Genomic DNA, 25540 nt, shown 5'->3' with positions numbered 1-25540 from the left:
GTTCGTCAGCCCAGCACGGCGGCGATGTCCAGGGCCCCCGGGTCCCAGTGCGACTCACCGGGTACGTGCTGGTGGCCGCACCAACCGGAATATCTCTTCCACTCCTCGACTGACATGCGGTTGCCGGGTTTCGAACTCACACCGGCCGCGTCCAGGAACGTTCGGCTCGACTGCCGGGGAATCGGCACGAGGGATTCGATGTCGCGGATGACCTCTCTGATGAAGGCCAGCTGCTCGGGTGCCCACGATGGGGTCTGGGCGGCGAATCCCACGATCTCGATCTGCACACAACGTGCGGCGTTCTCGGCGGTCGCGCGGTCGGACAGGGCTCGGGCACCCGCGTTGAGTGAGTAGTGCTGGACCACTCGGAACGTGTTCGGCTCGATGGTGAGCGTGGGCCAGAAATTGGTGTCGCGGAAGGTCTGCAGGGCGCCTGCGATAGTGGGGCCCTCCGTCGTGTGCAGTACTCCGCGCCACGGCAGAGGCAGATACTTAGGACCGTTCTTCGTGGCCGGCATACGCTCGGCGCGCGGCAGCCACACGTCACGTCCGTCGAACAGGTCGACGGCGGCCCGGACCGACGCCCCGAAGCCGGTCGGGCCGAGACCGGGCCAGTGGTCGGCGATAGGCAGAGGGTAGCCGGGCTCGACCTTGTCGTCGGCGATGTCATAGCGGAGATAATCCGGCCCCTTGAAGAAATAGACCTTTCCGTTTCCCCAGTTGACCGCCGCATCGATATTCGCACCGAAACCGGCTTCCTGAAAACCCGGCCAATGATCGGCGACAGGCAGAGGATAACCGGGCTCGACCTTGTCGTCGGCGATGTCATAGCGGAGATAATCCGGCCCCTTGAAGAAATAGACCTTTCCGTTTCCCCAGTTGACCGCCGCATCGATATTCGCACCGAAACCGGCTTCCTGAAAACCCGGCCAATGATCGGCGACAGGCAGAGGGTAACCGGAGTCGACCTTGTCGCTTGCCACGTCATACCGCACATAGTCTGGTCCGCGGAAGAAATAGACCTTCCCCGCCTCGAAATTGACCGCCGCATCAGGCTGGTCGAATCCAGTCTCCGCGAGCCCCGGCCAGTTCCCCGCGACCCCGAACGAATCACCCGCGGTGTCGTCACCTCGGTCGTAGCGCAGGTACCGGCCGCCCCGGAAGAGGTACACTCCTGTGCCCATCGATCACTCCGCTGTCTGCTTGAGAAACTCAAGGGATTCAGCCTCGGTTGAGACTTTTTTCACCAATTCCTCCGGGTTCAGGCCCAGTTCACTCATGATCCATTCGCCTGTCGCCGTTTCCAGGCTCGGTCGCGTGGTGTCGGAGAACAGGAAACGGTGCCCATCCTCTTTGAGCAGTTCGACATTTCTGCGCACGGCGGGGTTCATCCACATCGCTGGATTCATGCTGGGCACGAAGATCACAGGTGCCGCATACGCCAGAATGATCGAGGAAAGAAGGTCGTCGGCGATGCCGTGTGCCGTTTTGCCGAGGATGTTCGCGGTGGCTGGAACCACCACGATCAGATCCGCCCAGAGTGCGAGCTCCATGTGCGGGACGGCCAGGCCGTGATGGTCCTCGTCGGTGTATACGGTGCTCCCGGTGACTGCCCGGATCGACCGGGGCGACGCGAGCTCGCGCGCCGACCGAGTCAGGACGACCGCGGCACGATCGGCCACCTGCCCCAGCGAAATGAGATATTCGTGCAGGTTCACCACGTTGGCTGCGCCGCAGGCGCCCACCAGCAGTCGCCTTACGGCAGGAGCTACCGACTCTGACACTGACGCGCCTCCTGCGCCACCATTTCCCGGGCAAGGAACCGGATGGTGCGCGGCAGATCCGACTTCATGGGCACGCAGGCTCGGCTTGCAGTGTTCATCCTGTACAGGGGACACGCCATACCCTGGCACGACGGATTGAGCGTGCAGGACTGGCAATGCGGATCGCTCGCTCCGGCGTGCTCGGTCCACAGGCCGAGTTTGGCCGCGTCGATCTGCAGCGAACCGTCCGGTTGAATGACACCGACATGGTTGCGCGGGTCGTCGAAGGCGACAGTGCACTTGTAGATCGTGCCGTCCGCTCCAATGATGAAGTTTCTGGGATCGGCCGCGTAGCAGGTCGAGCCCAGCGGTTGAATCTGGTCGCGGGTCATCGTCCGGAAACCGTAGTCGACAGCCCGCTCAAGGAGCTGGTATTCCAGCACGCGCGTCGCGTTGACATCACACAAGGGCAGCTCGTCGATCTCGCTGCGGGTGGCTCCCCCCAGGTTCACAATGGGAAAGAAGTGGATGAGGAATCTCGGGTCGCCCGCGAAGTCGTCACGTAGGCCACGGAGAAAGTCGTCCATGGCGGCGCCGACCTCGTGGTCGAAGTTCACCCGGATCATGGCATTGAACGATTCGGGGATCTCTTTCAGATCCTTGAGATTTTGGTAAATGCGCTCGTAGGTGCCGCCACCGCCCATGAGGTGCCGGCGCCGGTCGTGCTGTTCGCATGGCCCGTCCAGTGTGATCTGGAACTGCCGCACCTGGCAGTCATGGATGAGATGACGGGCTTTTTCCGCATCCAACAGGTAGCCGTTGGTCGTGATACCCGACTGGTAATTGACGTCGGCCTGGCGGCACAGTTCGACGAAGAACGCCGACAGTTCGCAGATCACGTCGTAACCGAGCAGCGGCTCGCCCCCGAACCACGACGTCGACAGCGAACGCAGCGCTCCCGACCGTGTCAGAACCAATCGCTTGGTCGCCTCGACGACCCAGGGTTCCATCTTGTTGCGGGCGAACGACTCATAGCAGTAGGTGCATCGGAAGTTGCAGTTCTCATGGGGCAGGAGAAACAGTTCGAGCCGGTCCTCGCGCGCGTGACTCTCCTCCAGCAGCCGGCGCGAAATCTCAAACTCGTCCAGCTCTACGTCAACGAGAATGCCGACATCATGGAGATATCGCTGGAATGGCGACAGATCGCAAACGGCACTGCGCCAAACGGGATCGTCAACCAAGAACCGAATGACATTGCCGGGAGTTTTCAAGAATGCACCGCTGAGAGTGTTGTACACAAGGTAATCACCGTCGCCGCCTTCGACGACGACGGTATACATGGATCTACATACCAGACCATCCGAACCGCAATTAGCCATACCAGGCGCACCCTTTCTCATATTCTTTTGCATACATCTGTACGGGAAGGCAGGGTAAGCGGTTCGGTCAGCAGAAGATATTGGCAGGGCAGTTCCGGCAGTTGCCGTTTACTCCGCCGCGGCCGTCGGGGCGACTTTCGCCGCGTTCGTGTTGGTCGTCCGTTTGGTAGTAGTGGACGGGTCTCGATCGGACGCCCTGCGTCTTCTCCAGGATTTCGTCAATATTCTCTGGGCTGATCACAACGAGTTGAAGGGTTCCAGGTGGCCCGGAGGGCACTTTCTCGGCGTCAGCTGCCGGCTCGCCTTCACGCGGCACAGGATATGGATCCGGCCTAGTTGGACCCGGCTTGGCAGGACCTGGCTTAGTAGGACCCGGTTTCCCACGTTCAGCCAATTTCGAATCAGGCTCATTTCGCGGCATGGGATGTCCTTCCGTCTGCCCACCGTCCTCGGCGCTACCCGCGGGCACATCTTTCACCCAAGTGGATCCGAGACTATTCGCTTCGGGTGATTTAATCCATATAAAGTGCACCTTGAACGGCTATCGGAAAGCTAAAGTTATGGCACGGTCGGCCGACGTGAACTATCCAGGGCAGAGATATATTGCCAACTCCAGGCGAATCTTAATCCCATATTCGGGTAATTTCTTACCGGCACCGCGCTTCTCAATGTGTATCGCAAATGCCCCCGGTCAATCGTCCTGACCAGGGGCATCGCGCATGGCGGGGAGATTCCACACCGAAAACTGGCGACAACCCGGTGGGAATGAACGTCCGCTCCTCCTTCGACGAGGGCGCGACCTGGCGTGACCACGCCAACCGCGTGGACAACGCAGGTGTCCGCATCGACGACGACCACACCGGGTACGACGTCTGCCTGATCGCGCCGGCGGCCGGCAGGAAGGTCAGATGACCTTCCTCACCTCTGCGATCAAGCGAGCCACCAGGGGGCCCGGTGCTCTCAGGTTCCATACGACGGCCAGTTCGTACGGCTCGGCGTCGGTGACGGGAAGCCAGCGAACGTTGACGGCCGGGGCCCATCGGCTGAGCGGCTCGGGTGCCAGCCAGATCCCGCGGCCGCGCGCGACCATGAGCAGGCAGTCTTCGATCTGGGTGACGGAGGGACCGCGTGGGGCGGGGTTGCCGTCCGGGCGAGGGTCGGAGATCCAGTGGCGCTCGGCCTCGGCGGACACGAAGACGTCGGGGCAGATGACGGGTTCGGCGGCCAGATCGGCGAGCGACACCGACTCGCGTGAGGTCAGTGGGTGGTCTACCGGCAGCGCCACGACCCGCGAGTCGGTACGGATCACCGCGTGGTGCAGTCCGACCTCGCCTACCGGCAGCCACATGAACGCCACGTCTGCCGTACCGGCGTTGAGCAGCCCCAGCTCCTCCCGTGGGGTGCGCACGCTGGTCAGCTCCACCGTCAGCCCGAGCACCGCGGCCTCCATCGCGTCGGCCACCTCGGCGGCGAACAACGAGGTGGCATAGGGGCAGCAGGCCAGGCGCAGGGCGCCGGACTGCTGCCGGGCGGTGCGACGCACCTGCTCGGCCAGCTCGGCCAGGTCTGCGACGACCGTTTTGCCGCCGGCGGCGAGTTCATCGCCCGCCGGGGTGAGGAGCACACCCCTGGACGTACGGACCAGAAGGGTGACTTGAAGGGCCCGCTCCAACTGCTGGATGTGCGTCGACACCGCCTGCTGGGTCAGATGGAGCCGAGCCGCGGCGTGTGTGATGTTGAGCTCCTGCGCGACCGCGATAAAGGACTCCAGATAGCGAACCTCGATGTCGGTCATGGAGTTCACCGTATTACGCCCGATTACGCCCGGCCTCGCCCTCCCGGCACAAGCTGCGGCTGTGACACCCCCGGAATCCTTTGTTTCCGCAGGCAAGACTGGCCGGTGCATGATTTTGGGCATCCGATAACGCCTTTTGAGAGGACGGCCATGCCCCCCTTCCGTGATCTTGACGGCAAGGTCGCGCTGGTGGTCGGCGGCAGCCATGGCCAGGGAGCGGCGTTCGCCGAGAACATCGCCTCGCGCGGCGCCACCACGGTGATCGGCTACAGCGAGGACGACGAGGCCGCACAACGCAGGCTGGCGATGCTGGAGAGGCATGGCGTGACGGCCGAGGCGAGCCGGTCGGACGCCACCGTCTCCACGGATGTGAACAGGCTGTTCGAGGGTGTGGTGTCCCGGCACAGCAGGCTCGACATCGTCGTGCACACGCCCGGAGCGGTCATCGGGAAGCCACTGGCCGACGTCACCGACGAGGACTTCGACCACGTCGTGGACCACAACATCCGCAGCGTCTTCAACATCCTGCGTGCTACCGCACGTCACCTGAACGACGGCGGCCGGTGCGTGGTGCTCTCCGCCACCCTCCCCTCGATCATGACCGGACCGTACGGGCTGTACTCCGCCTTCAAGGCCGCGGTCGAACGCATGGTGCTGGCCGCCGCCCAGGATCTCGCCGGTCGGGGCATCACCGTCAACACGGTCGAGTGTTGCCATCACCCCGCCGATGTCACCCCCATCGTCGCCCAGCTGGTCGGCGACGAGACGGGCCGGGTGCTCGGCCAGGCCGTCCACACCCACAGCACCCTGGTCTGATCCCCACACGTCATTTCCCTCATGCCGTCGTCACCACGACGGATGTCATACCGCTGCCTGCCGCGGGCAGCGGAGCTTGGAGCACAACCGTGACGATTCTCGAATCCGCACAACCTGACCCGCTCAACACTGATCGCGTGCCGCTCAAGAGATGGCTCGGCGTCGTGGCGGTGGCAGTCGGCACCTTCTCCGTCGTCACCGTCGAGCAGCTCCCTGTCGGCCTGCTCACCGCGGTCGGCGGGTCGCTGAAGGTGTCGGAGGGTACGGCGGGCCTGATGGTGACCGCGCCGGGCCTGGTCGCCTCGGCCACCGCTCCGATCCTCCCGGTGGTGATCGGCCGCCTGGACCGGCGGATCGTCCTGCTCGGCCTGATCAGCTTGATGGTGCTGGCCAATCTGATGTCCGCGCTGGCCCCGGCGTTCTCTGTGCTGCTCACGGCGAGGTTCCTCGTGGGGATCAGCATCGGCGGCTTCTGGGCGCTCGCGGCAGGCATCGCCGTACGCATGGTGCCCGAACAGTACGTCCCACGGGCCACCGCGCTCACCTTCGGCGGGGCCACGGCCGCCAACGTGCTCGGCGTGCCGGCGGGAACGCTGATCGGAGATCTGACCGACTGGCGCGTCGCGTTCGCCGCCGTGGGCGGGCTCGGCCTCGTGGTGGTCATCGCCCTGTTCCTCTTGCTGCCGAAGATGCCGGCCACCTCGCCGGTACGGCTGCGCACGCTCGCGGAGCAGTGGCGCAACCCCGCCGTCCGCGTCGGCATCATCTCCACTTTCCTCTTGGTCAGCGGCCACTTCACCGCTTTCACCTTCGTCAGCCCGATCCTGCAGAACATCGCGGGAATCGATGCCGGCCTGATCGGACCGCTTCTGCTGGCCTTCGGTGTCGCCGGGATCGTCGGCAACTTCATCGTCGGAAGCATGGCGGGCCGCAACCTGCGCGGGGCTGTGATCACCATCAGCGTCTTGCTCGCCACGATCCTGGCGCTCTTCCCGGTCATCGGCGGCAACGAGATCAGTGGGACGGGCTTGCTGATCCTGTGGGGGCTGGCTTTCGGTGGCGTGCCGGTGAGCGTGCAGACCTGGATCCTCAAGGCGGCACCGGGGGCGGCCGAGGCCGCCACCGCGCTGAACACATCGATATTCAACCTGGCCATCGCACTCGGTGCGCTGTTCGGCGGCATCGTCGCCGACAACCTGGCGATCACCGGCGCGCTGTGGTTCGGGGCGTTCCTTGCCGTCCTCACATCCCTGGCAATCGGACGTACGCGACGGATGTGAACTCAGCGAGAAGAGGTGATGCCGCTTCGCGAAAGAGGACGGTCGAGATGGAGGTGTCTATGCTCACGGAGATGAGCACAGTGCTGATCATTGGTGTCGGTGACGTAGGGCAGCAGCTCGCGCTGGGCCTGGCGGCAGGAGGACGGGTGCGCCGGCTGGTTCTCGCCGGACGTTCTCCTGCGGTTGTCGGTGAGACCGCCGCAATGGTCGCCAGCGCCTCCGATTGCCTGGTCGAGCCGGTACGGCTCGATGCGCTGCGGCAGGACGACGTCGCGGAGTTGCTGGACCGGACACGCCCCGATGTCGTCGTCCAGTGTGCCGCGCTCCAGGGTCCGTGGGCTTTGGCGGGCCGGATCGGCCCCCGGACGCAGGGAGTGCTCGCCGCGGGGCTCGGTCTGCGGTTGCCGTACCAACTCCCCGTAATACTCAACGTGATGAAGGCGGTCCGGGACGCGGGGTGGACCGGACCGGTGGCGAACCTCTCCTTCCCGGATGTGACGGGACCGGTCCTGCAACGCCTCGGGCTCGCGCCCACACTCGGTCTCGGGAACGCCGGGATGGTCCTGCTGCGTGCGCGGGCGGCGCTGCGGGCGGCCCGGCCCGAGAGCGATCTCTCCCTGATCCGCGTGCTGGCGCAGCATGCGCAGGTCCTCGACGTCATGCAGTCGCGGAAGCCGGCCGATCCCGGCGACCGATGCCGCATCTTCTTGGGAGAGGAGGGGCTGCGCGACGATGCCTGCGCCTACCGGGCGCCCGCGCTGGCCCCGGGACCGCGCTACAACCCGGTCACAGTGGCAGCCGCGCTGCCCGTGCTGGAGGCGCTGCTGCCCGGCGGGGCGCCGCTGCGATGGTCGACGCCCGCCCCGAACGGGCTTCCCGGGGGGTATCCCGTGCGCATCGCGGACGGCTCGGTGGCTCTGGACCTACCGCCGGGACTCGATCTGGCCGAAGCCGTCGCCTTCAACGAGCGGGTCGGCCAGGGTGACGGGGTCGAGCGCATCGACAAGGACGGAACCGTGCACTTCACCGAGGCATGCCGAGCCGCGGTGGAGGCGTTCGCACCCGATCTTGCGGAGCCGCTGGCGGTCGACGACCTGGCCAGGCGGGCTGCGCGGCTCGACGAGGTGCTTGCTCGCGAAGGATGATCCAACGGCTTCTTCGGCGCTGGTCCAACGTCCGTACCACTCAGTGGGCATGCCGGAGTCCCTCTGCGATTGCGGGACCGCTCCCCACTTGTCGATCAGCTCCGTAAGCGCGGCAGGGCCGTGGGGCAGTTGTAATGTATTGGGGCGCATAGGACGTGGAGTGGCATGAACCCTGGTCTCACGGCGAACCAGGGCGCACCCAACGAGGGGGAAGTCCCTTCATGGCAGGCGCCCACCGACACTGAACGTGGCCTGTACGAGGCCAAGATGCGCGGCGACTGGGCCGCGTACTTCGATGTCCTCGCCACCGCAGACCTCTATCACCCGATGTCGCGCGCCTGGGCCGACGCCAACCCCGGCTGGGTTCAGTACATCGCCACAAACCGGAGTCCTCAGCCCGGCCCTAAGTTTCTTGTGTTCTTCACCGATGGGATGCTCCCGGCGCCCGTGCCCGACCCGGTCTTCTTCGAGGTCGACCTGGGCGAGCTGGCCCAGGATTGGCCCCAGGACGACGCGTGGCTGGCCATCAACCCCGGCAGCCCCTGCGAAGCGTTCTTCCCCACGACGGCCGGCCATCGGTCGGCATGGCGCTGGCATGCCGACCGGATGCCCCACCCTCGCCGAAATCAACTGCGCACGCTGTGGGCCGGGGGGCCGCTGCACGGCCCCGTCGCTCACGGCCTCGCCTGCGGGGCACTTCTCTGCGTGAGCAACGCCTCACTCTGGAACGCGATGGGCTGGCACGGCACCGGCTATGTCCGAGAGAGGAAACGCCTCAAGGAGTGGTGGGGGATCACCAGCCGAGAAGAGTGGCTGCGTGTGGAGGAGGAACTTCTCAGTGGCCGGATGAGCAGCCCGTTCTGGGGGTTCGTGCTGGAAGTACGCAGCGCCCTGGCCCGCGACTTCGGCGGCATGGTCGAGGTGGACCACTGGCGCCAGGTGACCTCGCGAGTCATACGGCATCGTGCCGAGGAGAAGGAAATCACCCCCGGTGGGGTCACCAGGACGGCTCCTCGCAGTCACTCCGAGACAGAGGCCCAGGTCGCCGGAGCGCAACGGCTTATCGGACGAATCACCCGGTACGAGGCGCGATTCCGTGCGGACGGGTTACTCGCCGAGGGCAGGTTCGTGCGCTCGGTGGAGGCGTGGGACTACGGGCGGGCTTCGAAGATGGCCCGCTGGGGACTCGGCGCCCGCTACTGCGACCTGGCGGAGGCCGAACAGGCGGTCCTTCGCGCCGGACGGGTCAGCCGGATCAACTACCGCTCCTGGGAAGAGTTCTCGGCCGCCTACATCCTGGGACGTTGCCTCCACTTCGACGAAGAGGAGTTCGGCGACTGGTACGGGGAAATGCTCAACGCGCACAGAATCCTGACGACCGACCCGAACAGTCCCTGGCTCAACATCCCCTTCAAATGACACCCGGCAGGAAGTTCGCGGCACCCCTGAAGGCCAAGAGGATGCCCCGGGCTTCGTGGAACTTGGGTGACGGCCCCGTGGTTCAGGCACCTTGTCCGCTCAACGGCACCGGGCTGCGGAAGCCGTACTGACCCGGCCGCCGACCCTCGATGCCGCCTGACATCGAGACGATCGCCGAACAGGTCTTCATCGCCCTGGCCGACCCGAGCCGGCGCGCCATCCTGGCCGCGCTGGCCCGCGACTGGGACGACCCGCTCCACGCGTTGAAGGACCACCTCGACCGGTCCGCCGGCGGGGCCACCACAACCCCGCTCCACGAAAGCGGAGAACAACATGGATGAGCACGGATTCATCCATCAGGGCCTGGTTCCCGCCTACGAGTGCTTCGAAGTCTGCTCCAACGCGTGGAGCTTCTACGTCGACGACAACCTGCAGAGCTTGATCACCACCGGTGAGGGAAAGCCCAAGGGAAAGCCCAACGGCCGCGGCCGACCGCACCTTCTCGCTGAAGAAGCGGCAGCCGGTCAAGGGCGATAGAAGCCGACGTCCCCGCTCGGCACGTGAGCGGGGACCTGAACGGAAAGGTGGACAGCATGATGAAGACCCCACCGATCGTCACGTCCCAAGAGTGGGAGGCAGCGCGCCGGCAGCTGCTCGTGAAGGAGAAGGAGATGACCCGCGCCCGGGACGCACTGGCCGCGCAGCGTCGGCGGATGCCATGGCTGGCGGTGGAGAAGGAGTATGCGTTCGACGGCCCCGGGGGCAGGGCGAGCCTGCTCGACCTGTTCGAGGGCCGTCGTCAGCTGATCGTCTACCGCGCCTTCTTCGAGCCCGGCGTGTTCGGCTGGCCCGACCACGCGTGCCGCGGCTGCTCCCTGGTGGCCGACCAGGTCGCCCACGTCGCCCATCTGAACGCCCGCGACACCACCCTCGTCTTCGTCTCGCGCGCGCCACAGCCGGACATCGAGCGCGTGAAGGCGCGGATGGGCTGGACGATGCCCTGGTACACCATGACCGACGAGTTCGACGCCGACTTCGGTGTGGACGAATGGCACGGCACGAACGCGTTCATCCGCGACGGCGACAGCGTGTACCGCACCTACTTCATCAACAGCCGCGGCGACGAGGCGATGGGGAGCACCTGGAGCTACCTCGACATGACCGCGCTCGGGCGGCAGGAGGAGTGGGAGGACTCGCCCGAGGGCTATCCCCAGACCCCGCCGTACGAGTGGTGGAACTGGCACGACGAGTACGGCGACGCCGAGCCGGCGCAGGAGTGGCTGGCCAAAGTCGCCGAGGCCGCCGACGCCGGTGACCGTGGCACGGACGACCCCGACCCCCGACCGCGGCCCGCCGCCTCGGCGGGTGACGACACCACGGGATCGCCCGGGTCGGCGGGGTGCCGCTGCCCAGAATGACTGGATCAGCCAAGATGCCAGGTGAAAGCATCACACAGGCCGAAAGGAGCCGCCCAGGCACGGTTCCGGCACATTGCTGGGCCGCCGCGGGCCCGATTCAGCCCGAATATCGAGCCAGGTGACCGCCGTTCAGGGCTGCAGCGCGAGCAGTTCGGGGTGCAGGCCGGGGTTGGCGGCGACGACGCCGATGGAGGTGAGGGTGAGCGCCGTCCCGTCGGCGGCGGTGACCGTGGCGCCCGCCTCGGCAGCCAGCAGTGCGGCGCCCAGCCAGTCGTTGATGTCCTGACCGTGTTCGCAATACCCGTCCAGTCGGCCGCAGGCGACGTAGGCCAGTTGAAGCGACGCGGGGCCGAGAACACGAGTGCAGAAGGCGGAGGCCGTCAGACGCTCCATCGTGGCGAGGAAACGTGGGGTGTCGGCCTGAAGGTCACCGGGCTTACCGGAATGCGCGGTGGCGATGACCGCGGTGTCCAGGCTGGTCTTGCGGCCGGTACGGATGGGTTCGCCGTTGAGGTACGCGCCGCCACCGGCGGCGGCGGTGAAGATCTCCTCGTTCATCGGGTCGTAGATGAACACCGCGCGGACGGTGCCGCCGCTGATCAGCGTGAGTGTGATGCACCAGGGGCCGAAACCCTGGACGAAGTTGGCGACGCCGTCCAGGGGATCGCAGATCCAGTAGTCGTGGCCGGGCCCCTGAGCGGCGGCTTCCAGCTCCTCAGCGGTGAAGCCGATGGCAGGGAAGCGGTCGGCGAGGGCGGCGCCGATCCGGGCGCTGATGGCGTCGTTGGCGGCGTGGTAGCGGGTGACCATGGAGGCGAGATCGGCGGGCGGCTCGGCTCGGCGCCATTCGTCGAGAGCGGCGCGGCCGACGTGGCGCAGCAGGTCCTGGCAGTAGGCCTGGTCAGATGAGTGCATGGATGCTCCTGTAATCGCATGTGGTTGACCGAAGATCAGCCTGCCCGCCTCGAACCATGCACACAAGTTCCGAATTGACACGCTAGGGTTGCATGCCATGCAGCTTCCAGATCTCAACCTGCTCCCGGCACTGGACGCCCTGCTGCGCGAAGCCAGCGTCGCGCGAGCCGCCGAACGCATGCACGTGTCGGCCTCGGCAATGAGCCGGACACTGACCAGACTGCGCCGGGTCACCGGAGATGAGCTGCTCGTCCCCGCAGGACGGCGCCTCGTGCTCACGGAACGGGCGCGGCGGATGCAACCGGAGGTGGAACGGGCGCTGGCCGTCGCGCTCGCGGCACTGCACCCCGCGCCGCCAGAAGATCCGGCCGCTGTGGAGACCGTGCTGACCATACGCGGCAACCACGACACGCACGCCCTCTTCTTACCGGCGCTGGTGGCCCAGGCCCGCGCGCAGGCGCCGGGCATCCGGTTGCGCTTCCTGCCCGAGGGCGACGACGACCCGGCGGCACTGCGCGCCGACGGCGTCGACCTGGACATCGGGCATCACGACGAGCTGCCGCCCGACATCCTCAGCGCAGCGCTCGGCGCCGAACGGCTGGTCGCCGTCATGAGCAGGGACCACCCGCTGGCGGGCACGGAGCTGACCCTTGAGCGGTTCGCCGCCGCCGAACAGCTGACCATCTCCCGCCGGGGCCGCCTGCACGACGACCTCGATCGGCTGCTCGGCGAACACGGACTGACCCGGCTCACCCGCGCCAGCACGGCCACCTCCTGGGCCGCGGCCCTGACCGCACTGGACGGGCAGACCCTTGCCATCCTTCCCAGGCTGGTGGCCGCCCACTACGCCCGGCTGCTCCCCCTGGCCATCCACGACATCCCGCTCGACCTGCCCGACATCCCGTACGGCATGGCCTGGCACCGACGCAGCCACACCGACCCCGCGCACCGCTGGCTACGCTCGGCCCTTCACGCCGTCGCACTTGGGCATGGGCGCCGTTAGGAAACCTGCCGCCGGCCCGACCAGGGTGTTCCGGCAGTTCGCGGAATCGGTTCCGGATGGGGTCGCCCTGGCTTCTCAAACCCGGGCCCCGGTCGCGGGTTCACGCCCCGCCCTGCCGCGGAACGGTCGCCACCGGTCCTGTGATCACTGCGATGATGGTGGTGCCCGCGGGGAACGTCCCGCGCTCCGCCAGGGTGAAGATCCCCCACATCATCTTCGCCACGTAAATCCAGTCCAGCAGCATCCCGTGGCGATCGGCGAAGTCGTCGATGAACGCGTCGAGTTCGGGATTGCGCCTGGCGTAGCCACCGGCGTGGAAGTCGTGGTCGATCGTCCAGTTGGCCGATGCCTCGCCGTAGGCGGCGATCTGGAGTCTGGCGACGTCACCGGCCAGGAACTGCCCTCCCCGCAGGACCGAGAACCCCAGCGCCCGCTGACCGGCGCCCAGCCCGGCGGCGATGCCCGCCAGCGTTCCTCCGGTGCCGACCGGGCAGCAGACGACGTCGAACGGTATGCCGATCTCTCCGGGCAGCTCCGCGCAGCCGCGGACGGCCAGCTCATTGCTGCCGCCCTCCGGCAGCAGGTGGAAACGGCCGAACTCCCGCCGAAGCTCCTCGATGACGGGCGCGGTGTCCTTGGCGCGGTAGGTGGTGCGGTCCATGTAGGCCAGCCGCATCCCGCGGCCGGTGGCGAAGGTCAGGACGTCGTTGAGCGGAAGGTGCTCCTCGCCGCGGATGACGCCGATGGTCCGGAATCCGAAACGGTCGCCGGCCGCGGCGACGGCCCGCACGTGGTTGGAGTAGGCACCGCCGAAGGTCAGCAGGGTCTCGTGGCCCAGCTCGGAGGCTCGTCTCAGGTTGTGCTTCAGCTTCCGCCACTTGTTGCCGGGCAGGAGCGGATGGATCAGGTCATCGCGTTTCAGGATGACCTGTACGCCCGCGCGGGCTAGCCGGGGGTCGTCGAGCTCGGCGAGAGGCGACGACGGCGTCCGGTCGAGCTCGCACGGCCTGCCCCTCAGAGAACTCATGCTCCCAGGATGCCAACACGATGAAGGTATGCGACCACCGCACTGGCCGCAGCCCGTGTTGTCGCGCATTGCCCAAGGCTCGGATGGCATCGGCGCCTCGGCCGGGGGCGAGGAACCGATGCCATCCGAGCCGCGGTCGTGGTGTCAGCCGCGCGGGTTCCAGCTTTCGGTGTCGATGTCGAGCCGGAGCCGTCGGGCGATGTCGTCCCACCTCACGTACTTGAAGTCGGTGTTCTCACGCACTTCGCCCTCGGAATCCTTCACCTCCGGGGTGTTGGCGCCGTCGTGGGTGACGAACAGGCCCTTGGGGAAACGACGGCCGAGCGGCACGTTGATCACCATGGCCCCGTCGCTGGCCTGCACACCGTCGATGTCGTCCCGCTCGCCGACCCGGAAGGAACCGATGTAGGTGTTGCGTCCGCCCCGGTTGTAGACGGCGAAGGTGTCGTCGCCCTGGCTGGACGCGATCAGGTAGCCCCTGCCGTCCTTGCCGTGGTAGATGGTCAGGCCCTCGGCGTCCGCGGTCAGGTGGGTGCCGCCGTACCCGGGATCGACCCCTGGAACGCATTCCTCGGTCTCGGCGTCGTAGGTGGCCGGCACGCCGTACTCACGCACGCGGTCGATCAGCACCGGCGAGCCGGTGAGGTCGGCGGGGATCCGCCAGATGCCGACGTCCTCCTGGGCGGCGTAGAGGGTGCCGGTCCGGGCGTCGACGACCATGCCTTCGATCTGCGGCCCGACCCCCGGCTCGTCGCAGGGGGTCCAGCTCTGGCCGTTCGGGAGGGTGAAACCGGACGGCAGGTCGATGGTGCGGACCCGCGTGTAGCCGATCTTCCCGTCCGGGGCGTCGGTGAGCTTCAGCAGCGCGAGCCGCGTCGTGTGCCGGCGGCTCACCAGGACGTAGGTGTTCGAGCCCCGCTTCCAGGCCGCGAGACCGTACGCCGTCTCGGCCTTGTTCACCTCCGCCTGCGTGGTGTTGAAGACGAACGGCGCGGCGGGGTCGGTGATGTCGGTGAGCGGTGCCTGGCCCTGGCCCGCCTTCGACGGGTCGATCCGGTAGACGCGCAGCTTGTCGGAGCCGCGGTCGGAGGCGACGAAGATGTCCCGGCGCTCGGAGCGGGACGGGTGGCCGTAGACCACGTCGACGTTGTTCAGCCGGCCGGGCTCGTCGTCCTTGCCGGGCGCGGCCGAGGCGGGCAGGTGCTGGAGCTGCCTGCCGTCCAGGTCGTAGACATACAGGCCGCCTTCCTTGGCGGCGGTGGCGATGACGCTTCCGGCCGGCTCGGTGGGGTGGACCCAGATCGCCGGGTCGTCGCCGTTGGCGTTGCCGCCGGCCGCGTCGTCGAACAGCGCGGGGGTCTCGATTCGGGGGCGGACGGTTGGCAGGTCGCTCGCGGTCGCGGGCATGACCGCGACCGCGAGCATGCCGATCGCCAAAGCGGCGGGGACCAGGCCGGTCAGGGGGCGCATCGCACTCCTCGTGCTCAGGGAACTCCTGCCACCGATCATGTTGAGGAGAACGAAACCGCCGGTGAACCATGCCGGAATATCCATATAAGTTCCTGCGTGGCAATGACGGTCCGGTACGGCACGGCGTTCACGTTCGGGAGACTCACCGGCCGCCGGGCGCTGCCGGACGATCCACTCGCGCGGCTCTCAGCCGGTTGGTTCGCCGAGCGTCCGGGCCGCCATCGGAGGCTCACCGTCCAGGTGGCCCTGAAACTGCGCGTCAAGTTGTGCGTAGTGGTCTGCGAGGTTCTGGAAACCGCGCCCAGAAACGGATCTTCCATCGGCATCGATCACCAGTTCGTCATCGGCCATCGGAATTGCTTTCCTCTATCCGCCGCAGGGTGTCGTCAAGAGCCGACGTCAATCGCATGAAATCGACATTGGCCTGGGCCTCCAAGTCGTCCAGACGCTGCAGCAACGCGTCCAGGCCGGCGTCGTCTATCGCGGAATCGTCTCCGTCGGCCTTGTCGATCTGGCTGAGCCGGTGCCGCTGCGCGGCCCGTACGGCCACCACGATGTGCTCGGCCAACTCCTGCGAACCCGAACGTAGCGCTCGCGGGTTCAACGTCAGTTTCTCCAGGAGTCCATCAGCGCCGACGACCGCGTTGACCAAGCCGGCAGCGGCTTCTCCTGTGCCGCTTGGACCGTCGCCCTGCTGTGAGGCAGCCACCCGGAACCTCCACAATCGCGCGCTTATCACCCGATGCGGGTTGGATGCTACCAGTCAAACGATCACCTAATCGCCGCCCAGGAACCGGCTCGCTGCGATGGGCCGACAGATGCTCTTCGTCCGTCCCAGCAGGTTGTCACGCGTCTCTCCTCAGGAGACGTGTCTCTCTTCAGGAGAACAGGCGGCCCTCAGGAGAACAGGCGGCGGAACAGGCAGGCCGTGAGCAGCCAGAGCGCGAACGGCAGGTCGTGGAGCAGGTAGCGGCGGGCCAACCGGCCGGGCTCGTTGAGCAGCCGGAACAGCCACTCCAGCCCGGCCCGCCGCATCCACAGGGGTGCCCGGCGCACCGCCCCGGCCGCGAACGCGATCGCCGAGCCGCAGCCGACGAACCAGGTGGCGGGCAGGTCCTTGCGAAGCTCCGCGATGAGCCGGTCCTGCTTGGGAAAGCCGAGCCCGACGAAGACCAGCCGGGGCGCGGCGGCCACCACGGCGTCCCTGACCTTCGCGTAGCCCTCCGAAGTGACCTCGAACCCGTACGGCGGGGCATCCGTTCCAGCGACGATCAGCCCGGGATGGCAACCGGTCAGCCGACCGGCCGCCTGCCTGGCCACACCCGGCGGAGCCCCCAGCAGATAGATCGGGTAGCGGTAGAAGGCGGCGGCCTCCGACAGGGACCAGATCAGGTCGGCACCGGTCACCCGGGCGGGGATGGGCGTGCCGAGCAACTTCGCCGCCCACACCAGCGGCATGCCGTCGGCGACCACGAGGTCGGCACCCTCGATGATCCTCCGCGCTTCGGGGTCGCGGGCGGCGGCCCAGCCGATGTCCACGTTCGGAGTGACCAGGTGACCGCCTTCGCCGCGCTTCAACGCGGCGATCACATGGTCGACGACCTCCCCCTCGGTCATCGGATCGATCGAGAGGCCGGCCACCTGCACCCTGCGGCGCAGCCGCTTGCGCGTGGCCTTGTCCGGCCGCGACCGTTGGCGCGGGACCCTCAACGTCTCCTGGGCGGTCTTGAGGGCCATCAGATGCCGTGTCCGCGGTGATGCAGGGTGCTGAGCACCGCCTGGGCCGACACCAGGCCCGCCGCCACGGCCAGCGCGATGGGCGCGCGGGGTTCACCGTGCCGTGCGGTGAACGCCCGCCACGCCCAGCGGCTCGCCTCCCGCCGCCGGCCGAGGGCCGCGTGGTGGAAGGCGAGTTGGCCGTAGACCCGCGCCGCGCCGCGCGGATCCACGGCCAGATCGGGGTGCCGGGCGAGCATCCACTCCAGCCCGGCGATTCGGTCGGCCCAGCGGGCCACGTACAGGGAACCGCCCCAGCGCACGTGCACCAAGGGGCGGTCGACATGCACGATGGGGTGGCGCGCGGCGGCACGCAGCGCCAGGTCCCAGTCTTCGTTCTGGCCGTTGGGCGCGCTCTCGTCCACCCAGAGCTCACCGCGGCGGAACAGGAACGTCGAGGAGTGCACCATCACCATGCGCGAGCGCACCAGGTGAGCCCGGGTGATCCGATCGATGCCGGCGAGACGCGGTACGCGGCGCGAGCCGTACTCGACCTCGATGGCGCAGCTGGAGAACTCCGCGCCCGGTTCCGCCTCCAGCGCGGCGACCTGGGCACTGATCTTGCCTGGCAGCCACTGGTCGTCGTCGTCACAGAAGGCCACCAGGTCGGTGTCCAGCGCCGCGATGCCGGTGTTGCGTGTCCCCGGCAGGCCGGGGCTGAGCCGGTTGGCCATCACCCGGACGCTGCGCGAGACCGTCTTGTCACCCCGGACCGCCAGCGCCCGGCTGGCCAGGAGATCGGCCACCTGATCGGCGACCAGGGCGAGATCGCCGTCATCCACGACGATGACGACCTCGATGGCGCCGGGATGATCCTGATCGAGCGCGGAGCGCGTGGCCGAGCGCAGTTGATCGGGCCGACGCCCTCGCGTGGGGATGACCACGCCCACCGATGGACTCACGCGAGCCTCCCGGAATAGCCGTACTTGATCATTAGGGGCCAGGTCAGTGCGGTGACCAGGCGTTGGTGCCGGGCCGGGGCGGCGGTGCGCCAGCCGTCGTCCGGGGTCAGCGCGATTCGGCCGACCGTGAAGCGCATGGGGTTGCCCGAGGCCGTGTGGGCTGGCGAGAGCTCGGCCTGCGTGCCGTTGAGGAAGTCCAGGCGGGGCCGGAGACCGATCCTGGCGACCAGGCGCCTGAGCGTGGTGGCCGGGGCTTCCAGCAGGTCCTCGTAGCGGACCCTGGTGACGGGGACGCCTCTGCGTCCCAGGAACTCGATGCCGAGATTCTGGGCCAGCCAGTGCGACGAGGTGCGGGCCGGCGACCATCGGGTCATCGGGCGGCCGTCCTCGGGGCGCGCGACCTGCCTGCCCCAGGAGTGCGCGACCGCGCGGGGATCGCGTACGACATGCACGACGTGCACGTCGACCCCGGCCGCCGCCAGGCAGAAAGCCAGGGACGCGTGCTTGCTGGAGTCGACCACCACCGGGCAGTCGGCCACCTCGCCCGCCGCGTCGTACAGGCGGCGGTGGGCGGCGACGTATTCGTCCAGCTCGGCGATCTTGGGCGACGGCCACCCACCGGCGTCCACCCTTTCCTCGGCGATGAGCTGGGCCAGGGCGGGGATGTGCCGGGTGCGGTCCACCCTGTGCCGGAGCGCGAGCACCCGGTGGGCCAGCCCTTCGGACCAGCCGCCGAAGGCGCGCTTACCGGCTTTACGCCAGAACGGGCACAGGCGGAACGGCTCGCGGCACCCGCAGAGCTCGTTTGTCAGCACACCCCTCGCCCAGAGGTGAACGACCTCGCCGAGCGGCGCGATGCCTGGCACCTCACCGAGGAGGCGCTCCAGCAGCGTGGTCCCGCTGCGGCCGAGGCCGCCCAGGAAAACGACCCGGGCGGGAGGCGGGCTATCAGACACAGACACGAATCCTTACCCGATGGATACGGAACGTGCCGACACTAGCGCGGAGAGTGACCAAGCGGTCAGGGAACAGACAAAGGATCTACCTGGGATGTGCCGCGTCGGGATCGCCCGCAGCCAGCCCGCCGCCCGTTCACAGCCCGACTTCACAGCCCGACGGCCGCCCGCCCACCACCCGACGGCCGCTCACCATCCGCCCACAGGCCGACGGCCCCCTCCACCGTGCCCGCATGACGGGCACACCGGCGGAGAGGGCCGTCGTGATGCGTACGGCGGTCACCCGGACAAACGCCTAACCGGCTTCGACGTACGGCGGTCGCCTACCTGGCTTCGGCGTACGGCGGTCGCCCGGACAAACGCCTACCTGGCTTCGACGATCATCCCGGCGCCGACGGTGTTGCTCGTGGCCTCGTCCACAAGGATGAAGCCACCGGTGAGGCGGTTCCTGGCGTAGTCGTCCACGAACAGCGGCTGGGTGACCCGGAGCGAGACCCGCCCGATCTCGTTCAGGCCGAGCGACTGGGCGGACTCGTCGCGGTGCAGGGTGTTGACGTCCAGCCGGTAGTGCAGGTCCCGCACCAGGGCGCGGGCCGTACGGGTGGTGTGCTTGATGGTCAGCTTGGTGCGCGGGCCCAGCTTGCTGGCGTCGGTCATCCAGCAGACCATCGCCTCCAGTTCCTGGGCGGCGTGCGGCTGGTTGTTCGGACGGCAGATCATGTCGCCCCGCGAGATGTCGATGTCGTCCTCCAGCCGGAGGGTCACCGACATCGGCGCGAACGCCTCGTCCACCGGTCCGTCGAAGGTGTCGATCGACGAGATGCGCGTGGCCAGGCCCGAGGGCAGGTGCATGACCTCGTCGCCCGGCTTCAGCACGCCACCGGCGACCTGGCCGGCGTAGCCGCGGTAGTCGTGGAAGGCCGGGTCGGTGGCCTTCTGCGGCCGGATGACGTACTGCACGGGGAAGCGCACGTCGACCAGGTTCCGGTCGGAGGCGATGTGCACGTGCTCCAGGTGGTGCAGCAGGGAGGAGCCGTTGTACCAGGGCATGTTCTCCGAGCGCGACGCCACGTTGTCGCCGTGCAGCGCCGAGATCGGGATGAACGTCAGGTCGGGCGCGTTCAGCTTGGCCGCGAAGGAGGTGAACTCCTCGCGGATCTCCTCGAACCGCTCCTGGGAGTAGTCGACCAGGTCCATCTTGTTGACCGCCAGCACCAGGTGCGGCACCCGCAGCAGCGTGGTCAGGAACGCGTGACGCCGCGACTGCTCCAGCACGCCCTTGCGCGCGTCGATCAGGACGATCGCCAGGTCGGCGGTGGAGGCACCGGTGACCATGTTCCGGGTGTACTGGATGTGCCCGGGAGTATCGGCGATGATGAACTTGCGCCTGGGCGTGGCGAAGTAGCGGTAGGCCACGTCGATCGTGATGCCCTGCTCCCGCTCGGCCCGCAGGCCGTCGGTGAGCAGCGACAGGTCGGTGTATTCGGTGCCGCGGTCGCGGGAGGTGCGCTCGACCGCCTCAAGCTGGTCTTCGAAGATCGCCTTGGAGTCGAAGAGCAGCCGCCCGATGAGGGTCGACTTTCCGTCGTCGACGCTTCCCGCTGTGGCAAAGCGAAGGATGTCCATTAAAGCTGCTCTCCAGGGGTCGTACGGCTTTCGCGAGGAGACTGCGTCGGAAGTGGCCCTCGGATGTGACGAGGCCGGGCTTCCGCGGGGATCGATCGGTGCGACAGGACGTCACGCACTAGAAGTAGCCCTCTCGCTTGCGGTCTTCCATGGAGGCCTCTGAGGCGCGGTCATCGGCGCGGGTGGCGCCGCGCTCGGTGATCCGGGTGGCGGCGATCTCGTCGATGATCTCCTCGACCGTCGCCGCGGTGGACTGGACGGCACCGGTGCAGGTCACGTCGCCGACCGTACGGTAGCGGACCACGGCCTCGAAGAGCGGCTCGTCTTCATCGCGGGTGATGAACTCGCTGTCGGCCAGCAGCATCCCGTCCCGCTCGAACACCTTGCGCTTGTGCGCGTAGTAGATCGACGGGATCTCGATGCCCTCGCGCCGGATGTAGTCCCAGATGTCGAGCTCGGTCCAGTTGGACAGCGGGAAGACCCGGATGTGCTCGCCCTTGCGGATCCTGGCGTTGTAGAGGTTCCACAGCTCCGGCCGCTGGTTCTTCGGATCCCACTGGCCGAACTCGTCGCGGAAGGAGAAGACCCGCTCCTTGGCCCTGGCCTTCTCCTCGTCGCGGCGGGCGCCGCCGAACACCGCGTCGTATTCGTTGTCCTCGATCGCGTCCAGCAGGGTGGTGGTCTGCAGCCGGTTGCGGGACGCCCTGCGGCCGGTCTCCTCGGCCACCCGTCCGGCGTCGATGGAGTCCTGCACGCTGGCCACGACCAGGCGCGCGCCCAGTTGCGCGGCCCGGCGGTCACGGAACTCGATGACCTCGGAGAAGTTGTGGCCGGTGTCGACGTGCATCAGCGGGAAGGGGATCGGGGCGGGCCAGAACGCCTTCTCCGCGATGCGGAGCATGACGATGGAGTCCTTACCACCGGAGAAGAGCAGACAGGGACGTTCGAACTCGGCCGCCACCTCACGCATGATGTGAATGGCCTCTGCCTCGAGAACATCGAGCTGCGACGTGGTGTAGTCGCACTGGAGCATCGCACTTCTCCTAGCGGGGATTATCGGTGCAGATCCCGGATCCCAGCGAGCAACGTTGGCGCTAGTCCCGGTAGGGAAACAAGGATATCCGGCAGTGAGGGGTCAACTTGGTTGTAGACCAGCGGCGAGCCGTCGATGCGACTCGCGTAGGCCCCCGAGGCGAGGGCCACGGCCACCGGTGCGGCGGAGTCCCATTCGTACTGGCCGCCGGCGTGCACGTAGGCTTCGACCTCCCCGGTGAGCACCGCGGAGATCTTCGCGCCCGCCGATCCGATCGGCACCAGGTCGGCGCCCACGAGGTGGGCCAGGTTCTGGACGAACTCCGGCGGGCGGGTCCGGCTGACCGCGATCCGCGGCCTGGCCGCCGCCTGGACCGCGGGGAGCACGGGCGGTTCGAGGGTCGACAGGGTCCGGCCCTGCGCCGGCAGCGCCACCGCCCCCGCGGTCAGCGTGCCGCGCTCCCAGAGCGCCACGTGAACCGCCCAGTCGGCGCGGCCCTCCTCGGCGAACTCGCGCGTGCCGTCCAGCGGGTCGACGATCCACACCCGCTCGGCCGTGAGGCGGCGAGGGTCGAGACGCTCCTGCTGGGTCGCCTCCTCGGACAGCACACTGTCACTCGGGCGCAATCGTGCCAGGGCGTCGGTGAGGAACAGGTGAGAGGCGGTGTCACCCTCCTTGCGCAGGACGGAGGGCTCGTCGAACCCCGTCTTCTCGCGCAGGGCCAGCAGCTTCTCGCCGGCCTCCGTCGCCAGGTCCGCGGCGAGAACATGGTCGTCGCGAATCGTCATCAGTATGCTCCAGCTCCTCGCGCGACGGCTGACCAGGTCTTCCACAGGATCTGCAGGTCCAGCGTGAGGGACCAGTTCTCCACATAACGCAGGTCCAACCGCACTGATTCCTCCCAAGACAGGTCAGATCTCCCGCTGACCTGCCAAAGGCCGGTCATTCCCGGTTTCACCAGCAACCTGCGCCGGACATCGTCTCCATATCGGGCAACCTCCTCCGGTAGCGGCGGCCGAGGGCCCACGAGAGACATGTGGCCGAGCACCACGTTAATCAATTGAGGCAGTTCATCCAAGGAGTGACGGCGTAGCCGCGCCCCCAGCGGGGTCACACGCGGGTCGTTGCGAATCTTGAACAGCACACCCTGACCGTCTCCGGCCAACTCGATCTTCTGCCGCTCGGCGTCGGTGCCCATCGTCCGGAACTTGTAGATCGTGAACTCCTTGCCGTCCCGGCCCACCCGCGTCTGACGGAAGAACGCGGGGCCGGAGCTCGACGCCCGTACGGCCACCACCAGACCGGCGAACAGCGGCAGCAGCGCGACCAGCAGCAGCCCGGCCCCGACCCGGTCGAAGAGGTTCTTGACCACCTGGCGCAGGCCCGCGATCTCGGGGTGGTCCACGTGCAGCAGGGGCAGCCCGGCCGCCGGGCGGATCGTGATCCGCGGCCCGGCCACCTCCATCAGGGCCGGAGCCACGACCAGATCGGTGTCGGTCTTCTCCAGCCGCCAGGCCAGCCGCCGCAGCGCCACACCGTCCATCTCCGGGCAGGCCAGCACCGCGACCGTGTCGGCCGCGACCTGCCCCACCACGAGCGGGACGTCGGAGAAGTCTCCGAGAATCGGAACGCCCTCCACGTCGCCCACGCCGTCGTGCGGCATGCAGACCCCCACGACCTCCATGCCGTGGTAGCGCTCCCGGCGGAGCCGGCGGACCAGGTCGGCGATCGCGGCCCGGTGACCCACCGCGACGACCCGCCGCATGCAGCCACCCTGCATCCGCATCCGGTGCAGGAAACGACGCAGGCCGTACCGTGCCAGGAGGGTGAGCAGCGTCGTCAGCGGGATCGCCAGCACCACGTAGCCGCGGGCCACGTCCGTCTTGGTCACGTAGGCGCCGATGGCGAGCGCCGCGGTGAGCATGAAGCCGCACTGGAAGATCCGCTGGAACTCCTCCGAGCCTAGGCCGATCAGGCGGGGCTCGTAGGCACGGTTCAGCGCGACCGCGCAGACCCACACGACGGGCAGTCCGGCGCTCAGCATGACATAGGGGGTGACGTAGGGAGTGACCTCGCCGAATCGAACGAACAAAGCGAGGGCCCCGGCCAGGGAGGCACAGCCGATGTCGGCGGCGACGGCCCGCGCTCGATGCCCGCGCACCCAGTCCGGCATACGCGGACGGGTCGTCGGCACCGATCTCGGGGTCGCCTGGACGGCGGTCACGTCGCGCACACACTCCCCCTGCGTCACTGCTTGCAAACGTACGGTAACCGAATGCTAGCGACAGGAAGAGCGAGGGGACGGTTGGAAATCGAAACGTATATCTCTGTGGACATTGAGGCCGATGGCCCCATTACCTGGCCGTATTACTGGCCGCGCCTTCACCGTCCGGCGCTATCGAGGGGGACCCGAGACCTTCAGGTCGCCGGTGTGGAAGGTGTTCTGGGTCGGCTCAAGACCCGCCTTGATCAGCGACTCCACCATGTCGGCGGCCCGGTCGACCAGGAACGGCAGGTCCTTGCGCTCCGCGGTGGCGAAGTCCCGCAGGACGAAGGACGCGGCGTCCATCCGGCCGGGCGGGCGGCCGATGCCGAACCGCACCCGCAGATAGTCCTTGGTGGCCAGGGTCTTGGTGATCGACTTCAGCCCGTTGTGACCGTTGTCGCCGCCACCCAGCTTGGCCCGGAGCGCGCCGTACGGAATGTCCAGCTCGTCGTGGACCACGATCACGCGCGCCGGCTCCACCTTGTAGAAGTCGGCCAGGGCCTTGACCGGCCCACCCGAGAGGTTCATGAAGGACAGCGGCTTGGCCAGCACCGCGGGGGCGTCCGCCACGCGGCCTTCCAGCACCTCGGCCCGCGACCTGTGCGCCTTGAAGCGCCCACCGGCCCGCGCGGCGAGTTCGTCAAGCACCATGAAACCCGCGTTGTGCCGGTTCCCGGCATACTCCGGCCCGGGATTCCCCAGGCCCACCACCAACCAGCGGTCCACGGTCGGCATCCCTTCATATGCGCGTCAGGGCAGCCCGATCCCGGGCTGCCCTGACAGGTGTAGCAGAGAAAACTACTCGGCGGCGGCTTCGGCGGCCTCCGCGGGGGCGGCCTCGGCGGCCTCACCCTCGGCAGCCTCACCCTCGGCGGCCTCCGCGGTCGGGGCCGCGATGACGTGCAGGACCAGCGTCTCCGGGTCGGTGACCAGGGAGGTGCCCTTGGGGAGCTTCAGGTCGCCGGCGTTGACGTGGGCGCCGACCTCCATGCCCTCGACGTCGACCTCGACACCGGTCGGGATGTGGGTGGCCTCGGCCTCGACCGAGACGGACACCAGCTGCTGGTCGAGGATGCCGTCGGCCACCTCGCCCGCGACGGTGACGGGGATGTCGACCGTGACCTTCTCGCCGCGCTTGACGAGGAGGAGGTCGACGTGCTCCAGGAAGCCCTTGATCGGGTCACGCTGGACGCCCTTGGGCAGCGCCAGCTCGTCGACCGCACCCTGGAGGCGGATCAGCACGTTCGGCGTGCGCAGGGCGAGCAGGAGCTCGTGGCCGGGGAGCGTGAGGTGCCTGGGGTCCGTGCCGTGCCCGTAGAGGACGACGGGAACCTTGTGCTCGCGGCGGATCTTGCGGGCGGCGCCCTTGCCGAACGCGTCGCGGGCCTCGGCCTTGATGATTACTTCGGACACGGCTGATCTCCTAGGGATCTTCGACGATGGGAAGGGTGCGCTCCCCCTCACCCGCCCTAGCGGAAGGCGTTACGAGCGCACGCAACCTGTATAGGTTACCCGTATATCGCCGGGCTTCGCCCGGCGGCTCGGGTGCCG

At 67.8% G+C, this 25540-nt stretch carries 27 protein-coding genes; 9 read left to right on the top strand and 18 right to left on the bottom strand.

Annotated features, from left to right (window positions below):
- Positions 1 to 5: 5 nt before the first annotated feature.
- The 3 genes from ACFY2X_RS11350 to ACFY2X_RS11340 are packed head-to-tail and all read right to left on the bottom strand — an operon-like array spanning position 6 to position 3103.
- Positions 6 to 1184: a hemopexin repeat-containing protein gene (locus ACFY2X_RS11350; protein ID WP_389935950.1), complete on the bottom strand. Its 1179-nt coding sequence runs from the start codon at positions 1182 to 1184 to the stop codon at positions 6 to 8.
- A gap of 3 nt (positions 1185 to 1187) precedes the next feature.
- Entirely contained in the window at positions 1188 to 1745 is a 558-nt protein-coding gene (locus tag ACFY2X_RS11345; RefSeq protein WP_389935947.1) for a flavoprotein, read from the bottom strand.
- 23 nt (positions 1746 to 1768) lie between these two features.
- A complete protein-coding gene (locus tag ACFY2X_RS11340; RefSeq protein WP_389935944.1) occupies positions 1769 to 3103 on the bottom strand; it encodes a radical SAM protein in 1335 nt (444 codons plus the stop codon).
- A gap of 804 nt (positions 3104 to 3907) precedes the next feature.
- Between ACFY2X_RS11340 and ACFY2X_RS11335 the strand changes: the two genes are divergently transcribed.
- Complete coding sequence (locus tag ACFY2X_RS11335; RefSeq protein WP_389935941.1) at positions 3908 to 4054, top strand: hypothetical protein; 147 nt, start codon at positions 3908 to 3910, stop codon at positions 4052 to 4054.
- Here the strand turns inward: ACFY2X_RS11335 and ACFY2X_RS11330 are convergent.
- Positions 4047 to 4937 (bottom strand): LysR family transcriptional regulator, encoded by an 891-nt coding sequence (locus tag ACFY2X_RS11330; protein WP_389935938.1) that lies wholly within the window; start codon positions 4935 to 4937, stop codon positions 4047 to 4049. The genes ACFY2X_RS11335 and ACFY2X_RS11330 overlap by 8 nt on opposite strands.
- 150 nt (positions 4938 to 5087) lie before the next feature.
- On the opposite strand from ACFY2X_RS11330, the gene ACFY2X_RS11325 reads away from it, so the two are divergent.
- The 7 genes from ACFY2X_RS11325 (at position 5088) to ACFY2X_RS11295 (ending at position 11015) form a co-directional block, all read left to right on the top strand.
- Positions 5088 to 5753, top strand: coding sequence for an SDR family oxidoreductase (locus ACFY2X_RS11325; protein WP_389935935.1), 666 nt, complete (start codon positions 5088 to 5090; stop codon positions 5751 to 5753).
- Positions 5754 to 5842: 89 nt separating this feature from the next.
- Entirely contained in the window at positions 5843 to 7033 is a 1191-nt protein-coding gene (locus ACFY2X_RS11320) for an MFS transporter (protein ID WP_389935932.1), read from the top strand.
- A 71-nt stretch (positions 7034 to 7104) separates the two neighbouring features.
- The gene (locus ACFY2X_RS11315; protein ID WP_389935929.1) at positions 7105 to 8178 is read left to right on the top strand and encodes a hypothetical protein; all 1074 of its coding nucleotides are present in this window, start codon (positions 7105 to 7107) and stop codon (positions 8176 to 8178) included.
- A gap of 165 nt (positions 8179 to 8343) precedes the next feature.
- On the top strand, positions 8344 to 9597 hold the full coding sequence (locus ACFY2X_RS11310; RefSeq protein ID WP_389935926.1) for a DUF1266 domain-containing protein: 1254 nt from the start codon (positions 8344 to 8346) through the stop codon (positions 9595 to 9597).
- Positions 9598 to 9746: 149 nt separating this feature from the next.
- Positions 9747 to 9938 carry a hypothetical protein gene (locus ACFY2X_RS11305; RefSeq protein WP_389935923.1) on the top strand — a complete coding sequence of 64 codons (192 nt, stop codon included), beginning with the start codon at positions 9747 to 9749 and terminating at the stop codon, positions 9936 to 9938.
- Positions 9931 to 10134, top strand: a complete 204-nt coding sequence (locus tag ACFY2X_RS11300; RefSeq protein WP_389935920.1) for a hypothetical protein — start codon at positions 9931 to 9933, stop codon at positions 10132 to 10134. The genes ACFY2X_RS11305 and ACFY2X_RS11300 overlap by 8 nt, the downstream gene beginning before the upstream one ends.
- 56 nt (positions 10135 to 10190) lie before the next feature.
- Positions 10191 to 11015: a DUF899 domain-containing protein gene (locus ACFY2X_RS11295; protein WP_389935917.1), complete on the top strand. Its 825-nt coding sequence runs from the start codon at positions 10191 to 10193 to the stop codon at positions 11013 to 11015.
- Between the two features lie 129 nt (positions 11016 to 11144).
- Here the strand turns inward: ACFY2X_RS11295 and ACFY2X_RS11290 are convergent, their stop codons facing one another.
- Positions 11145 to 11930: an inositol monophosphatase family protein gene (locus tag ACFY2X_RS11290; protein WP_389935914.1), complete on the bottom strand. Its 786-nt coding sequence runs from the start codon at positions 11928 to 11930 to the stop codon at positions 11145 to 11147.
- A gap of 97 nt (positions 11931 to 12027) precedes the next feature.
- On the opposite strand from ACFY2X_RS11290, the gene ACFY2X_RS11285 reads away from it, so the two are divergent.
- Positions 12028 to 12933, top strand: coding sequence for a LysR family transcriptional regulator (locus tag ACFY2X_RS11285; protein WP_389935910.1), 906 nt, complete (start codon positions 12028 to 12030; stop codon positions 12931 to 12933).
- Positions 12934 to 13033: 100 nt separating this feature from the next.
- Here the strand turns inward: ACFY2X_RS11285 and ACFY2X_RS11280 are convergent, their stop codons facing one another.
- The 13 genes from ACFY2X_RS11280 to ACFY2X_RS11220 all read right to left on the bottom strand — a co-directional run bounded on the left by ACFY2X_RS11280 (position 13034) and on the right by ACFY2X_RS11220 (position 25402).
- Positions 13034 to 13960 carry a 1-aminocyclopropane-1-carboxylate deaminase/D-cysteine desulfhydrase gene (locus tag ACFY2X_RS11280; RefSeq protein ID WP_389935907.1) on the bottom strand — a complete coding sequence of 309 codons (927 nt, stop codon included), beginning with the start codon at positions 13958 to 13960 and terminating at the stop codon, positions 13034 to 13036.
- A 144-nt stretch (positions 13961 to 14104) separates the two neighbouring features.
- The gene (locus ACFY2X_RS11275) at positions 14105 to 15430 is read right to left on the bottom strand and encodes a phytase (protein WP_389935904.1); all 1326 of its coding nucleotides are present in this window, start codon (positions 15428 to 15430) and stop codon (positions 14105 to 14107) included.
- 186 nt (positions 15431 to 15616) lie between these two features.
- Positions 15617 to 15781: a hypothetical protein gene (locus ACFY2X_RS11270; RefSeq protein WP_389935900.1), complete on the bottom strand. Its 165-nt coding sequence runs from the start codon at positions 15779 to 15781 to the stop codon at positions 15617 to 15619.
- The gene (locus ACFY2X_RS11265) at positions 15771 to 16139 is read right to left on the bottom strand and encodes a YbaB/EbfC family nucleoid-associated protein (RefSeq protein WP_389935897.1); all 369 of its coding nucleotides are present in this window, start codon (positions 16137 to 16139) and stop codon (positions 15771 to 15773) included. Before ACFY2X_RS11265 ends, ACFY2X_RS11270 begins: the two co-directional genes overlap by 11 nt.
- A gap of 188 nt (positions 16140 to 16327) precedes the next feature.
- A complete protein-coding gene (locus ACFY2X_RS11260; RefSeq protein WP_389935894.1) occupies positions 16328 to 17167 on the bottom strand; it encodes a WecB/TagA/CpsF family glycosyltransferase in 840 nt (279 codons plus the stop codon).
- Positions 17167 to 18108: a glycosyltransferase family 2 protein gene (locus ACFY2X_RS11255; RefSeq protein ID WP_389935891.1), complete on the bottom strand. Its 942-nt coding sequence runs from the start codon at positions 18106 to 18108 to the stop codon at positions 17167 to 17169. Before ACFY2X_RS11255 ends, ACFY2X_RS11260 begins: the two co-directional genes overlap by 1 nt.
- A complete protein-coding gene (locus ACFY2X_RS11250) occupies positions 18105 to 19070 on the bottom strand; it encodes a sulfotransferase (RefSeq protein ID WP_389935888.1) in 966 nt (321 codons plus the stop codon). The genes ACFY2X_RS11255 and ACFY2X_RS11250 overlap by 4 nt, the downstream gene beginning before the upstream one ends.
- Before the next feature lie 357 nt (positions 19071 to 19427).
- Positions 19428 to 20690, bottom strand: coding sequence for a sulfate adenylyltransferase subunit CysN (gene cysN, locus ACFY2X_RS11245; protein WP_389935885.1), 1263 nt, complete (start codon positions 20688 to 20690; stop codon positions 19428 to 19430).
- Positions 20691 to 20808: 118 nt separating this feature from the next.
- Positions 20809 to 21723, bottom strand: a complete 915-nt coding sequence (cysD, locus tag ACFY2X_RS11240) for a sulfate adenylyltransferase subunit CysD (RefSeq protein ID WP_389935882.1) — start codon at positions 21721 to 21723, stop codon at positions 20809 to 20811.
- A gap of 20 nt (positions 21724 to 21743) precedes the next feature.
- Positions 21744 to 22511 (bottom strand): 3'(2'),5'-bisphosphate nucleotidase CysQ, encoded by a 768-nt coding sequence (locus ACFY2X_RS11235; RefSeq protein ID WP_389935879.1) that lies wholly within the window; start codon positions 22509 to 22511, stop codon positions 21744 to 21746.
- Positions 22511 to 23896: a sugar transferase gene (locus tag ACFY2X_RS11230; RefSeq protein ID WP_389936824.1), complete on the bottom strand. Its 1386-nt coding sequence runs from the start codon at positions 23894 to 23896 to the stop codon at positions 22511 to 22513. Before ACFY2X_RS11230 ends, ACFY2X_RS11235 begins: the two co-directional genes overlap by 1 nt.
- A gap of 222 nt (positions 23897 to 24118) precedes the next feature.
- Entirely contained in the window at positions 24119 to 24724 is a 606-nt protein-coding gene (pth, locus tag ACFY2X_RS11225) for an aminoacyl-tRNA hydrolase (protein ID WP_389935876.1), read from the bottom strand.
- 63 nt (positions 24725 to 24787) lie between these two features.
- Positions 24788 to 25402, bottom strand: a complete 615-nt coding sequence (locus tag ACFY2X_RS11220) for a 50S ribosomal protein L25/general stress protein Ctc (protein WP_389935873.1) — start codon at positions 25400 to 25402, stop codon at positions 24788 to 24790.
- Positions 25403 to 25540: the final 138 nt, after the last annotated feature.

The sequence above is a fragment of the Streptosporangium sp. NPDC000396 genome (assembly GCF_042898655.1).
Lineage (GTDB): Bacteria > Actinomycetota > Actinomycetes > Streptosporangiales > Streptosporangiaceae > Streptosporangium.
Note: the sequence above shows the minus strand (reverse complement) of the source record. Positions and strands in the feature narration are given on the sequence as shown.

What these genes read in the sequence shown, in the direction of transcription:
- ACFY2X_RS11350 (WP_389935950.1), bottom strand. Translation starts at nt 1,184, where the DNA reads ATGGGCACAGGAGTGTACCTCTTCCGGGGCGGCCGGTACCTGCGCTAC.
- ACFY2X_RS11340 (WP_389935944.1), bottom strand. Translation starts at nt 3,103, where the DNA reads ATGTATACCGTCGTCGTCGAAGGCGGCGACGGTGATTACCTTGTGTAC.
- ACFY2X_RS11335 (WP_389935941.1), top strand. Translation starts at nt 3,908, where the DNA reads ATGAACGTCCGCTCCTCCTTCGACGAGGGCGCGACCTGGCGTGACCAC.
- ACFY2X_RS11330 (WP_389935938.1), bottom strand. Translation starts at nt 4,937, where the DNA reads ATGACCGACATCGAGGTTCGCTATCTGGAGTCCTTTATCGCGGTCGCG.
- ACFY2X_RS11325 (WP_389935935.1), top strand. Translation starts at nt 5,088, where the DNA reads ATGCCCCCCTTCCGTGATCTTGACGGCAAGGTCGCGCTGGTGGTCGGC.
- ACFY2X_RS11315 (WP_389935929.1), top strand. Translation starts at nt 7,105, where the DNA reads ATGAGCACAGTGCTGATCATTGGTGTCGGTGACGTAGGGCAGCAGCTC.
- ACFY2X_RS11310 (WP_389935926.1), top strand. Translation starts at nt 8,344, where the DNA reads ATGAACCCTGGTCTCACGGCGAACCAGGGCGCACCCAACGAGGGGGAA.
- ACFY2X_RS11305 (WP_389935923.1), top strand. Translation starts at nt 9,747, where the DNA reads ATGCCGCCTGACATCGAGACGATCGCCGAACAGGTCTTCATCGCCCTG.
- ACFY2X_RS11300 (WP_389935920.1), top strand. Translation starts at nt 9,931, where the DNA reads ATGGATGAGCACGGATTCATCCATCAGGGCCTGGTTCCCGCCTACGAG.
- ACFY2X_RS11295 (WP_389935917.1), top strand. Translation starts at nt 10,191, where the DNA reads ATGATGAAGACCCCACCGATCGTCACGTCCCAAGAGTGGGAGGCAGCG.
- ACFY2X_RS11290 (WP_389935914.1), bottom strand. Translation starts at nt 11,930, where the DNA reads ATGCACTCATCTGACCAGGCCTACTGCCAGGACCTGCTGCGCCACGTC.
- ACFY2X_RS11285 (WP_389935910.1), top strand. Translation starts at nt 12,028, where the DNA reads ATGCAGCTTCCAGATCTCAACCTGCTCCCGGCACTGGACGCCCTGCTG.
- ACFY2X_RS11280 (WP_389935907.1), bottom strand. Translation starts at nt 13,960, where the DNA reads ATGAGTTCTCTGAGGGGCAGGCCGTGCGAGCTCGACCGGACGCCGTCG.
- ACFY2X_RS11275 (WP_389935904.1), bottom strand. Translation starts at nt 15,430, where the DNA reads ATGCGCCCCCTGACCGGCCTGGTCCCCGCCGCTTTGGCGATCGGCATG.
- ACFY2X_RS11270 (WP_389935900.1), bottom strand. Translation starts at nt 15,781, where the DNA reads ATGGCCGATGACGAACTGGTGATCGATGCCGATGGAAGATCCGTTTCT.
- ACFY2X_RS11260 (WP_389935894.1), bottom strand. Translation starts at nt 17,167, where the DNA reads ATGGCCCTCAAGACCGCCCAGGAGACGTTGAGGGTCCCGCGCCAACGG.
- cysN (WP_389935885.1), bottom strand. Translation starts at nt 20,690, where the DNA reads ATGGACATCCTTCGCTTTGCCACAGCGGGAAGCGTCGACGACGGAAAG.
- cysD (WP_389935882.1), bottom strand. Translation starts at nt 21,723, where the DNA reads ATGCTCCAGTGCGACTACACCACGTCGCAGCTCGATGTTCTCGAGGCA.
- ACFY2X_RS11235 (WP_389935879.1), bottom strand. Translation starts at nt 22,511, where the DNA reads ATGACGATTCGCGACGACCATGTTCTCGCCGCGGACCTGGCGACGGAG.
- ACFY2X_RS11230 (WP_389936824.1), bottom strand. Translation starts at nt 23,896, where the DNA reads ATGCCGGACTGGGTGCGCGGGCATCGAGCGCGGGCCGTCGCCGCCGAC.
- pth (WP_389935876.1), bottom strand. Translation starts at nt 24,724, where the DNA reads ATGCCGACCGTGGACCGCTGGTTGGTGGTGGGCCTGGGGAATCCCGGG.